Raw genomic sequence first — 10,857 nt, 5'->3', positions numbered from 1 at the left:
GAATTAAAAGAAGTCCCGTGGATTGAATATATTGCCGCCATCGAAGTAGAAAAACTAAAGTCTAAAGACAACTTTTTAACTTGACTATGGATCAAAAAATACAATTTAATAAGACTAAAATCATCGCTACTGTCGGGCCAGCCTCGAGCGATAAAAAAATTCTGAAAAAGCTCATCCAGGAGGGCGTTGATATTTTCAGGCTTAATTTTTCACACGGTACTCATGAGGACCACCTTCATGTAATAAAGAGTGTTCGCGAGCTGAATGAAGAAATGGGAGCATGTGTTTGCCTTTTACAGGATCTTCAGGGACCCAAGATCAGGGTTGGTGAAGTAGAAAAAGGTGCAAAGCTAAAATCAGGAGAGCAGTTTACGATTACTGTAGAAGAGATTGTAGGGCATTCAAAAATGGCCAGCACGGTCTATCAGGACCTTCCCAAAGATGTTGGCGTGGGTGATATGATCCTGATCGATGACGGTAAAATAGAGCTAAAAGTAACCGAGATAAAAAATACCGAGGTAGTAACTGAGGTTATTTATGGTGGTAAGTTGAAATCCAGAAAGGGTATCAATATGCCTTTTACAAAAGTTTCAGCACCTTCGCTGACTGATAAGGATGTTAAAGACCTTGAGTTCGGTCTGGCCAACGATGTTGAATGGGTGGCGTTGTCATTTGTAAGAACAGCCGAGGACATTCATAACCTCAGGGAGAGAATAAAGGCTGCCGGAAAACAGACCAAGATCATAGCCAAGGTAGAAAAGCCTGAAGCTATCGGTAATATAGATGCTATAATTGATGCGGCGGATGCCGTGATGGTTGCCCGTGGTGACCTGGGTGTGGAGATCTTTATGGAAGAGGTGCCAATGGCGCAGAAGATGATCGTGAGAAAGTGTAATAAACTGGCCAAGCCTGTAATTATCGCTACTCAAATGATGGAAAGTATGATCGAAAGCCCCAGACCAACACGTGCAGAGACCAATGACGTGGCTAATGCCGTTATGGATGGTGCTGATGCACTCATGCTATCCGCAGAGACTGCTGCCGGTGCTTATCCTATAGAAGTGATCAGAAGTATGGTGAAAACCATTACCAGTGTGGAAAGGGAGGCAGACGTATATTTCCGTCACGACCTGCCTGATCAGAACGATCCTCTATTTTATAATAACACTTTAGTGCTGGCTGCATGTCGATTGGCGAAAGCTTCCAAGGCAAAAGCTATTATAGGTATGACCCAGTCGGGATATACAGCATTTAAATTGTCATCGCACAGGCCAAAAGCCAATATTTTTATTTTTACAAGCAACAGGCCGTTGTTGAACACCATAAACCTTATCTGGGGAGTAAGAGGTTACTACTATGATAAAGAGGTGTCAACCGACGATACTTTTGCGGATATCGAGGAGATATTGAAGGAGAAGGGACACATCCAGACCGGTGACGTGTTTATTACCACGGCAAGTATGCCAATACATGCCAAGGGCCGTACTAACACCGTTAAGCTTAATGTTGTAGATTAAATATAGTTGCTTTACTTGTCAGGACCAGTTATTCGGCCTGACAAGTAAGGTCTTTTCTTCCTTGTCTACCATCACTGCCCCCGCTGGGTCTCCTTTTCGTTTTCTTACAAACTTTCTTGGCGTCACGATTACCGGACAGAGAGTGTCTGACTTTCTTTTAGAGAAATGCGCTGCCAGTTCCGCCGCTTTTTCTATCACATCTTTCGGGAAGGGTTTGCCTGCCTTATACTTCAAAAGCACATGAGAGCCGCTTACATCCTTGGCGTGAAGCCATAGGTCATCCTTGAATGAGTGCTGCTGGAGCATGCGATCGTTGCTCCTGGCATTTTTTCCTACCCATATATCAAAGCCGTCGTAGGTGAAGGCGTTAAATGGCAGGTGTTCTTTTTTCTTTGACGCCTGGTTTTGGTCCCGCTTCACAAGGTTGCGGAGTGCTTTAAGGCTCTGCTCTTCCTCAATCACCATCTTTTGCTCTTCCAGGGTTTCTATGGCCTGTAGCTTTTGTCTCAGGTTTGTTTTGAGGTTTTCTATCTCTACCGATTGGTTTTTGGCCTTTCTGTAATAAACTTCCGCATTTTTTTGAGGAGAAAGGTCACGTTTCAGTTTAATGGTGATGGGAGCATTGTTGTCATAAAAGTTTTGAAGGGTCACCTCCTCGGCCTTAGCAGGCACCTGATGAAGGTTGGCCATCAAAATATCCGCCAGTATGTGATAGTTAAGCCTGCTTTCTATTTCCTCAAGCTTCTTTTGGGTTTTTCTGACGTAGCTCTCTGTTTGCTTAAGCTGCTTATTGATGTCGAGCAATGCCTCACCTTTAATGCTTTTGAAAGCATGCTCGCTTATATATTGAATAAAAAAACTGTCAATGGCTTTGACTGGGTCATGGAATTCGTGCTGTACCGACCCGGTCTTTATTAAGCTAAGGTGTAACTGGCCTTCTATTTCGGTAATGTAATACTTTTGTTCTGTAAGGTGCCCCAGGGTTTCCCGGATCAGTTTCCATTTCGCATCAGTATCTTTCTCTTTAATACCATGGGTGAGCAGGTACTTTTTAATCACTTTTCCGAAAGTAGGGAACAGATCCTTGTAGTCACCGCCTTGCTGAACAAAGGCTTCATATGACTGGTCAATTGGCCTGTGAAGCTGGTTGATGTCTATTTCAAAATCTTTTTTCAGACTCTTTTTAAATACTTCAGCAACTTCATCGTCTTTAAATAGCACAATGTTGGACCTGTTGCCATGCATTTTAAAGAGCAACTTATAGTTGTTTTTAAAGACGATAGCGAATGAACGTTCATTGTCAAACTGCTCAATATTTTCAACTTCGGCCATAGATAGATCAGTGAAGAGGTCAACACTGTTTTTTCTGGCCCGGCTGAAATCGGCGGGAAATGATAAACAACAAAAGGCAGGGTTGAGGTGGGCTTTGATATAGAATTCTTCGGTTTGCCGGGCAAACCCGATTATCAGCTCATTCTTGTTTTGAGAAAACGCCTCAACGAGCTGAAAGCCCTTTAACTCTTCTGCCAGCCGGGCACTGAGCTGTTTTAGGAAATAATAGTTATTATGCATTACAAGTCTATAACCAATCCGTCGTAAGCAAGGTTTATTCCTTCTGGCAACTCTTCGTCCACTTGCTTGTGAGGTCCCATCCGGTGGCTGATGTGGGTGAAGTAGGTGGCATCTGCCTTTATTTCCAGTGCCAGCTCTATCGCCTCTTCCAGATTAAAATGAGACACGTGTGGTTCTTTTTGCAGGGCATTAAGTACCAGTACTTTTGAGCCTTTGATCTTTTCTTTTTCCTCAGGACTAATATAGTTGGCATCTGTGATATAGGTGAAGTCACCAATCCTGAACCCAAAAACCGGCAAACGCAAATGCATTACTTCTATAGGCATGAAATCAACACCTTCAATGGAGAAAGGGTTGTTGTCAATGGTGTGAACTTCCAGTTGGGGTACACCGGGATACTTTTTTTCTCCGAAGGCATAGCTAAACTCCTGCTTTAGCTGCTCTATAACGTTGGGTCTGCCATAGATAGGCATGTCTTTTTTTTGACGGAAGTTGAATGCCCTTACATCATCAAGGCCTGCTGTGTGGTCTTTATGCTCATGGGTAAAAATAACGGCGTCAAGTTTTTTGACGCCTTCCCTAAGCATTTGTTGTCTGAAATCCGGGCCCGTATCTACAACAAAGCTGTTCCCGTCTTTCTCAATTAGTATGGATGTGCGTAACCGCTTATCCCTAAAGTCAAGAGACTGACATGCCGCACAGCCGCAAGCAATGACAGGCACACCCTGGGATGTTCCGGTTCCTAGCAGTGTAATTCTCAAAGCTCAAGTTCGGTTTGTGCCAGTTCCAAATATAATTTCCTGTTTTTATCGCTTAGCTGGTTTTTATCTATGTCAACCGTTTTGATGATGTCCAGAAGACAGTTGATCTTACCGTCAATGGCATAATATTTATTAACAATGATAACTTTGTTTTCATTGAGAATGCACCAGCCTGACTTAAAATTACCTCTTTCGTATCTAAGAATATATTCTGTTTCAGCCAGCAGGTCCTCAAGCTTATTCAAAAAATGCTTAGAATACTTAATACTCATTATTGCGTGTATTTTTTTACAGCATTCACGAGGGCGTCATAATCCAGAGGTTTGATCAGGTACTCATTGATGCCTGCTTCGTCAAAATCGGATTTTGAGTAGTTTTTATAGTTGCCTGATATGGCAATTATGGGCATTTCAGCTTTTTTCTTGTCTTTTAGTCCCCTGATCTTTTTGGCAAGCTCCATGCCATCGGCTCCGGGAAGTATTATGTCCAGGATGATAACGTCGTAGTCGTTGTTCTCGATTTCCTCAATTACTCGTGTTCCTGTTTTTATTCCTTTGAAATCATACCCTTGTCCCTGGAATATTTTCTTTGACAAGGTTTGTATTACCGGGCTGTCATCCGCAAGTAAGATTTTCTTTGCCATTCTATTTAATTTGTTTTTGGTCCAACCTTTTTAGTTTCTTCAATAAATTCTTCATGAAGGGATTTAAGAAACTGTAAATCCCTGACAAAATTAGAATATTTTTTTTCTTTTAATTCGTCTTCCATTTTTGCGGCCTGGAATGCCATCTTTTCAACACCGAGCGTACCCGCATTGCCTTTCAAGGTATGTAAAATATCCAGAACTTCCTTAAAGTTTTTGCTTTCAAACATTTTGGCACTGTCGCTTATCTGCATGCGACACTCCTCGTCAAACTCTTCCAGGGCCTCCTGCACGGCTTCTTCACCCGCATATTGTTTAAGTAAATCTAAGGTGTTTTGGTTAATTGTCAGATGTTTGTCGGTCTTTTCTTTTTGAACTTCCGGTTCAGTTACCTTATCCGTCGTCCACTGGTTTACTTTCTGTATTAGTATCTGTGGGTTGATAGGTTTGGCAATATAGTCGTCCATACCTGCAGAGAGATACTTTGCTTCATCACCTTTCATGGAGTAGGCCGTCATGGCAACTATCGGTGGGGTTTGCTCTTTACACTGTTTCCTTATTTGCCGGGTGGCTTCAAGACCGTCCATATCCGGCATTTGAATATCCATCAGTATCACATCAAAGCACAGCCCTTCGGATAAAGCCAGTGCTTCCTTTCCGCTGGATGCCACGGTTACTTTACAGCCTGCGTTTTTCAGGATCTCATAAGCCAGGTCAAGGTTTACACTGTTGTCATCTACTACCAGTACGGTGGGTGAGTGTTCCAGTGTTGTGATTTTAACTGCCGGCTGAGCCTGTTCTTCGGGTTTTTCCACTTCTTTGGTTTCAAAGGTGAACCAAAATTTGCTCCCTTTTCCTTCCGTGGATTTAATGCCAATCTTACCGTTGAAGAGGCCTACGATCTTACGGGAAATGTACAACCCCAGACCAGTGCCTTTGTAGCTTTTTTTGCTTGAGCTATCCAACTGGGTAAAGCTGGAAAATAACTTTCGTTGGTCTGCCTTCGATATGCCGATCCCTGAGTCCTTGACATATCCCTCCATGATGATAGTGCCATTTTTTCTTTTTTTATACACCTCAAGGCTTACAGTTACCACGCCTCCCGGAGGGGTAAATTTAATGGCATTGGATATCAGGTTGGAGTACACCTGGATCAGTTTGGTTTCATCAACTTCTATATAATCGGGGATATCGCTTCCCTTTTTAAATTTAAGGGTAATGGCATTGTCATAGGCCTGCTGTCGGTAAAGCAGGGTGAGTTTTTCAAATATAGCCTCCGTATTTGAAGGCACATGCTTGAGCTCCATTTTGCCTGCCTCGATCTTGGATAGGTCAAGCAGGTCATTGAGGATAGTTAGTAATATATCGGCAGAGCTTTTAAGCGTCTGGATGTGCTTTTTTTGCTTAGGATCAAGCTGGGTTTCGTCGAGCAGGTGGAGCATACCTATGATGCCATTGAGCGGGGTCCTTATCTCATGGCTCATGTTCGCCAAAAAGCGCTCCTTTATTTTAAGGGATTTTTCAGCAAGCTCTTTTGATCTCTGCAGCTCCTGATTGGTCTTTTTCAATTCGGTAATGTCGCGGGCTACACCTTCCACATGTTTCAGGCGCCCCTGCTCATCCTGTATTACCCTGACATTGCAAATACACGGAATGATTTTTCCGGACTTGTGGATTACACTGGCTTCAAAATTCCGGACGCGCTTCTCCTGGGCCAGCTTTCTGATCAGGAATTTGGTCTGGATATTATAAAGATAAAAGTTGGTAACGTGCTTCCCCAGAAGCTCACCTTCCGTATAGCCCATGATATCACACACCGAAGGGCTAAGCATGGTCAGCTTGCCGTTGAAATCGCAACGGAAGTAAAGGTCCTGAAATGATTCGAAAATATTCCTGAACTTTTCCTCGCTCTTCATAAGGGCGATCCGCGACTGCATCTTTTCGGTGATGTCATAAGCCAGACCTGATACACCGGTTATTTCACCGCGTGTATCGTAGATAGGATTTAAAAATACTTCTTTCCATTGTTCTTCGCCCATTACCTTGAGCATGATCTCAAAATTATGGGAGCGGCCGGTAAGTGCCCTTTTGTATTTTTGCTTCCAGAAAGTATCGGAGTTGGCAATTTTTACTACCCCCTTTTCCTCATAGCCTATCTTAATACCAGGGTTCTCCTGGAGAAAGAAGTTGAAGTAATTTTGATTGAAAGAGATAAGTTCAAAATCGTTGTTGACCGCCCATATGATCAAGGTGCCCCCCTCCAAAATGGAATTGGTAAAGGAGTTTTTGTTCTTCTCCGCGAAGAGTTTTTCCTTTAGTTCATTTACCTTGACGACGAGGTCTTCTGCTTTTTTCGATCTATCCTTCATTTCCTCGTGAAGATAACAAATAATCACCAATCGGAATTCACCATCCCCCGCTTTTGGTGAAGTCATTTTATAAATGGTAAATTTGCCCAAAACCACTTTTGATGAAGTTTCTGATAGTAATTGTAGGGCCAACAGCGGTAGGAAAGACCAGTTTATGTATTGATTTGGCCCGCGAGCTGGATACGGGGATCATATCTGCGGACTCCAGGCAATTTTTCAGGGAGATGGAGATCGGAACGGCAAAACCCAGTGAAGAAGAGCTTCAGCAGGTAACACACCATTTTATCAACTCCCATTCTATCCATGATAAATTTAATGCGGGTGACTTTGAAAGAGAGGCTTTGCAAAAGATTGAGGAGCTATTCCGGTACAAGGACTGTCTGATCATGACAGGTGGTTCGGGTTTGTACATAAATGCCGTTACCGAAGGCATGGCGGATATACCGGAAGTGAGCCTTTCTATTCGTAAAGAGCTGAACGACCGGCTGAATAAGGAAGGCCTGGATGTGCTGGCGGAGGAACTTAGAAAGCTTGACCCAGACTATTATGAGGTAGTAGACCTTAAAAATCCACAACGGGTCACGCGTGCCCTTGAGGTGTGCATCGGTACAGGTGAGAAATACTCCGACCTCAGAAAGAACAGCAAGAAGAAAAGGGACTTTGAGGTCATAAAAATAGGGCTGGACAGACCAAGGGAAGAACTTTATGCCAGGATCAATGAACGCATGGATTTGATGATTGAGCAGGGATTGTTTGAAGAGGCCAGGGAGCTGTACCCGTACAAAGACCACTATGCTTTGCAGACCGTAGGGTACAAAGAGATATTTGATTTTTTTGATGGTATATATGATCGGGAGGAAGCGGTACGGTTATTGAAACGCAATTCACGACGGTATGCCAAGCGACAAATGACCTGGTTTGGCAAGGATCAGGAAATTACCTGGTTCCATCCTGATGACTTTCAGGATATATTAAAACATATCAAAGCAGTAATGCACATTTGATAAGTAGTATTTGAATTGAAATTATTTTAACTTGAAAGGCGTTTTAGACGTATATCTTTAGAATTATGAGAAAAGCAGCATTAATTATATTTCCATTGGCTTTTATACTGGTATTCTTAGGGAGCTCTGCATTCATATCCGACAAGCAATCTAAAAAAGCAGCAGGTGAGGGGCCGGTAAACTGGATGAGTTTTGAAGAAGCGGTGAAAAAATCTAAAAAGGAGAAAAGAAAGATATTCATAGACGTATATACCGACTGGTGCGGATGGTGTAAGGTAATGGACAAAAACACTTTTAGCCAGCCTGTAATTGCAAAATACCTGAACGAGAACTATTACCCGGTTAAACTTGATGCTGAACAAACTGAAGATATTGAGTTCAGGGGCCACGTATTTAAATATGTGGAATCTGGCAGAAGAGGCTACCATCAATTGGCTGCATCCCTTCTCAATAATAAACTAAGCTATCCGACAGTAGTCTTTTTAGATGAGGATTTTAATATGATCCAGCCTATGCCGGGGTATCAAAAACCGGATCAGTTTGAGAAAGTTATCAAATATATTGGTGGGGACCACTACAAAAGCACTTCCTGGGCAGACTGGGAAAAGACCTTCGAATCCAGTATTAATTAATCGCTGTCGTCCATCGGAGCGTCCTTCATTTTTGGCATAGAAAGATCGTATTTTATAGATACTACCCTTATAACTATGATCACTATGGTGGTGATCAAGTAAATGATGCTTTCAGACAGACCGGTGTAATAATCAAGCAGGAAGAACACCAACCCACCTGCCAGACAAGCTGTGGCATAAATTTCTTTTCTGAATATTAATGGAATTTCATTACATAGAATATCCCTTATTACACCACCCATAACCGCCGACACCATACCCATCACAATCGCCAGTGCCGGATGAATACCTGTAGACAAGGCCTTTTGCATACCACTAATGGTAAACAGTGCAATACCGATGGTGTCAAATACGAAGAAAGTCCTTTTGAGATTGACTATATACTTCCTGAAAATAAAGGTAAAGGGCATAGCCAGGGCAATAGTAAGTGGCAGGTTGATGTCCTGCACCCAGGCTACGGGGTAGCTCCCAAGGAGGACGTCCCGTGTGGTACCGCCGCCAACTGCCGTAACGAAGCCGATAACCATAGCCCCAAAAAGATCCATTTTCTTTTTTGCAGCCAATCGGATGCCACTAATGGCAAATACAAACGTACCGATAATGTCAAGGGCGTAGAGTAAAGACATAAGTTATATCAGTCATGAGTTACAAGAGGCAGCTAAGTTACATATTGGGAAGTAGACTGCAATAGAGTTAAATACCTGAAAAATTTTTGAAGTCAATGGCCTTCTTCCATCTGGCGCATTAAAATGACCCGGTATTCCGAAAACAGAAAGTAAAAGAACATAACGTCCTTCCATTGTTCGTCTTGCTGAAATTCAAACCGCTTATCATTATGGCTGGCTTCTATCTCCATACGCCGCTTGTTGATATATTCGAAAATATTGAGTCCGTCGGCGTCTGTTTGAAGCAGGTCAAGGGTAAGCCTGTTGTTTGGGCCTACGATATTGGCAAACTCCCGAAAGTTGGCATGTACTACCTGGCGGAGGATACTGCCTTCAGGGAAGTTTTTAGATGCGGGGCAGTAGCAACTGCTACCATATTTCTCATGCCATTTCAGGCTTTTTTGTGGTTGGTCGGCATCGTTGTAACCGGTACCGGCAGCCAGTACGATCAGTGCCTCAAGGTCGGATGGCAGGCCCGGGCGTTCGGCACCTGATTTGGTGCGTGCCGCCTCGCATAGTGCCTTGATGAATTTTTTAGATAATGTGGAGTCGCCGGAAGTAACGGTGTATACTTCGTGAGGTTCAACGTATTGGGCACAAGCCATCTGTGGCAGTACTGCCAAAAGCAAAATGAAAAGGCCCGCTTTAATCCAATAGTTCAATTTTTGATTTCGCATGTTTTCCCGACCCCGTACCATGTAGATCTTCTACAAACAACAGCAACATCAGAAACAGGATAATAATCACAATGTAGACCAGTTTTTTTCGATCGTTGTAGAGCATGTCCCTGATCCCGGTGGTGGAGTAGTATTTTTTATACTGGTCCATAAACCGGTTGAAGTTCCGATACTGGTGAATGGTTTCTATAGACGGTGCCGGTGCGTTAATTTTTACTTTTATTTTTGCCATGGGATTAGTCGTTATAGTTAACCTGCTTTGAGATCTTCTTTAGCTTTTTAAGTATTCTGTAGGTTTTTATCTTGGCATTGGTCTCTGACAGGCCGAGCAAATACCCTATTTCTTTGAATGATCTGTTTTCGAAAAACCTCAGCTCTATAAACTGTATCTCTTTTTCATCCAGTTGCTCAAGCAGCACGGTAATGAGTACCTCGGGATCAATTTGGACTTCCTGGTAGTCAATTTCATCAAAAAGCTGTCGCATGTCATGATGATCCAGGCTTACGGTTCGCTCCATTTTGCTTTGCTGCCGGAAAAACATATTTACTTCATTGATGGCGATCTTATACAGCCAGGCAGAGAATGGCACTCCCTGATATTTGTACCTGCCTATGTTTTTCAGGCATTTTAAGAAAACCCGTGAGGTAATATCTGCGGCTGCCTCCAGGTGGTCTACCCTTTTATAGGTGAACATGAACACCTGATCGTAGTATTTCCTGTACAAAGGGGCAAAATGCTCGGGGTTGTTCTGGCATTTTTTGATGATGTTGTACTCAGTAAGGATTTCCTCCTCTTTTTTGTGATATGTGGAAGTGCTAACCTGATCATAGAAGATGTTGAATATAACATCAACAAGGTTGCGTACCGCCTTGGGCCATGGGAGTACGATGTTTGTGGTATGGGTAAGCATTACTATAATTTACGATCATTAAAGGTATTTTAAAAATATCCGGCCTGCTGTCTTCGGCTCAGCGGCCGGATATTGTCCGCCTTCACAATGTTTTTCCGCTGCAGAC

At 42.9% G+C, this 10,857-nt stretch carries 12 protein-coding genes; 3 read left to right on the top strand and 9 right to left on the bottom strand.

Translation table 11 applies throughout. The features are described from left to right. The first annotated feature begins 86 nt into the window (after positions 1-86). Positions 87-1,517, top strand: a complete 1,431-nt coding sequence (pyk, locus tag E1163_RS25735) for a pyruvate kinase (protein WP_155175815.1) — start codon at positions 87-89, stop codon at positions 1,515-1,517. A gap of 18 nt (positions 1,518-1,535) precedes the next feature. On the opposite strand, the gene E1163_RS25730 is transcribed toward pyk, so the two are convergent. Genes E1163_RS25730 through E1163_RS25710 form a run of 5 tightly spaced genes read right to left on the bottom strand, consistent with a single transcriptional unit; the run spans position 1,536 to position 6,928 of the window. After that, positions 1,536-3,089 carry an NFACT RNA binding domain-containing protein gene (locus tag E1163_RS25730; RefSeq protein ID WP_155175813.1) on the bottom strand — a complete coding sequence of 518 codons (1,554 nt, stop codon included), beginning with the start codon at positions 3,087-3,089 and terminating at the stop codon, positions 1,536-1,538. Then, complete coding sequence (locus E1163_RS25725) at positions 3,089-3,850, bottom strand: MBL fold metallo-hydrolase (RefSeq protein ID WP_155175811.1); 762 nt, start codon at positions 3,848-3,850, stop codon at positions 3,089-3,091. The genes E1163_RS25730 and E1163_RS25725 overlap by 1 nt, the downstream gene beginning before the upstream one ends. Beyond that, positions 3,847-4,122 carry a hypothetical protein gene (locus E1163_RS25720; protein ID WP_155175809.1) on the bottom strand — a complete coding sequence of 92 codons (276 nt, stop codon included), beginning with the start codon at positions 4,120-4,122 and terminating at the stop codon, positions 3,847-3,849. The genes E1163_RS25725 and E1163_RS25720 overlap by 4 nt, the downstream gene beginning before the upstream one ends. After that, on the bottom strand, positions 4,122-4,493 hold the full coding sequence (locus E1163_RS25715) for a response regulator (RefSeq protein ID WP_155175807.1): 372 nt from the start codon (positions 4,491-4,493) through the stop codon (positions 4,122-4,124). Before E1163_RS25715 ends, E1163_RS25720 begins: the two co-directional genes overlap by 1 nt. 5 nt (positions 4,494-4,498) lie before the next feature. Then, complete coding sequence (locus E1163_RS25710; protein ID WP_155175806.1) at positions 4,499-6,928, bottom strand: PAS domain S-box protein; 2,430 nt, start codon at positions 6,926-6,928, stop codon at positions 4,499-4,501. Between the two features lie 35 nt (positions 6,929-6,963). Here E1163_RS25710 and miaA point away from each other — a divergent pair, with 35 nt between their 5' ends. Together miaA and E1163_RS25700 are read left to right on the top strand one after the other, a co-directional pair. Beyond that, positions 6,964-7,866: a tRNA (adenosine(37)-N6)-dimethylallyltransferase MiaA gene (gene miaA / locus E1163_RS25705; RefSeq protein ID WP_155175804.1), complete on the top strand. Its 903-nt coding sequence runs from the start codon at positions 6,964-6,966 to the stop codon at positions 7,864-7,866. A gap of 65 nt (positions 7,867-7,931) precedes the next feature. Then, on the top strand, positions 7,932-8,498 hold the full coding sequence (locus tag E1163_RS25700) for a thioredoxin family protein (protein WP_155175802.1): 567 nt from the start codon (positions 7,932-7,934) through the stop codon (positions 8,496-8,498). Here the strand turns inward: E1163_RS25700 and E1163_RS25695 are convergent. The 4 genes from E1163_RS25695 to E1163_RS25680 form a co-directional block, all read right to left on the bottom strand. Beyond that, positions 8,495-9,124: a trimeric intracellular cation channel family protein gene (locus E1163_RS25695; protein ID WP_155175800.1), complete on the bottom strand. Its 630-nt coding sequence runs from the start codon at positions 9,122-9,124 to the stop codon at positions 8,495-8,497. The genes E1163_RS25700 and E1163_RS25695 overlap by 4 nt on opposite strands. 92 nt (positions 9,125-9,216) lie before the next feature. Then, positions 9,217-9,840: a hypothetical protein gene (locus tag E1163_RS25690; RefSeq protein ID WP_155175798.1), complete on the bottom strand. Its 624-nt coding sequence runs from the start codon at positions 9,838-9,840 to the stop codon at positions 9,217-9,219. Beyond that, positions 9,809-10,072 carry a hypothetical protein gene (locus tag E1163_RS25685; protein WP_155175796.1) on the bottom strand — a complete coding sequence of 88 codons (264 nt, stop codon included), beginning with the start codon at positions 10,070-10,072 and terminating at the stop codon, positions 9,809-9,811. The genes E1163_RS25690 and E1163_RS25685 overlap by 32 nt, the downstream gene beginning before the upstream one ends. 4 nt (positions 10,073-10,076) lie before the next feature. Beyond that, complete coding sequence (locus E1163_RS25680) at positions 10,077-10,751, bottom strand: RNA polymerase sigma factor (RefSeq protein ID WP_155175794.1); 675 nt, start codon at positions 10,749-10,751, stop codon at positions 10,077-10,079. Between the last annotated feature and the right edge of the window lie 106 nt (positions 10,752-10,857).

The organism is Fulvivirga kasyanovii (assembly GCF_009711405.1).
GTDB classification, from domain to species: Bacteria; Bacteroidota; Bacteroidia; order Cytophagales; family Cyclobacteriaceae; genus Fulvivirga; species Fulvivirga kasyanovii.
This window is presented reverse-complemented; position numbering and strand designations above follow the sequence as displayed.

Excerpts from the sequence above, each read along its gene's own strand:
- E1163_RS25695 (WP_155175800.1), bottom strand. The coding sequence starts at position 9,124 with ATGTCTTTACTCTACGCCCTTGACATTATCGGTACGTTTGTATTTGCC.
- E1163_RS25680 (WP_155175794.1), bottom strand. The coding sequence starts at position 10,751 with ATGCTTACCCATACCACAAACATCGTACTCCCATGGCCCAAGGCGGTA.
- E1163_RS25730 (WP_155175813.1), bottom strand. The coding sequence starts at position 3,089 with ATGCATAATAACTATTATTTCCTAAAACAGCTCAGTGCCCGGCTGGCA.
- miaA (WP_155175804.1), top strand. The coding sequence starts at position 6,964 with ATGAAGTTTCTGATAGTAATTGTAGGGCCAACAGCGGTAGGAAAGACC.
- E1163_RS25690 (WP_155175798.1), bottom strand. The coding sequence starts at position 9,840 with ATGCGAAATCAAAAATTGAACTATTGGATTAAAGCGGGCCTTTTCATT.
- E1163_RS25700 (WP_155175802.1), top strand. The coding sequence starts at position 7,932 with ATGAGAAAAGCAGCATTAATTATATTTCCATTGGCTTTTATACTGGTA.
- E1163_RS25710 (WP_155175806.1), bottom strand. The coding sequence starts at position 6,928 with ATGACTTCACCAAAAGCGGGGGATGGTGAATTCCGATTGGTGATTATT.
- E1163_RS25715 (WP_155175807.1), bottom strand. The coding sequence starts at position 4,493 with ATGGCAAAGAAAATCTTACTTGCGGATGACAGCCCGGTAATACAAACC.
- E1163_RS25685 (WP_155175796.1), bottom strand. The coding sequence starts at position 10,072 with ATGGCAAAAATAAAAGTAAAAATTAACGCACCGGCACCGTCTATAGAA.
- pyk (WP_155175815.1), top strand. The coding sequence starts at position 87 with ATGGATCAAAAAATACAATTTAATAAGACTAAAATCATCGCTACTGTC.
- E1163_RS25720 (WP_155175809.1), bottom strand. The coding sequence starts at position 4,122 with ATGAGTATTAAGTATTCTAAGCATTTTTTGAATAAGCTTGAGGACCTG.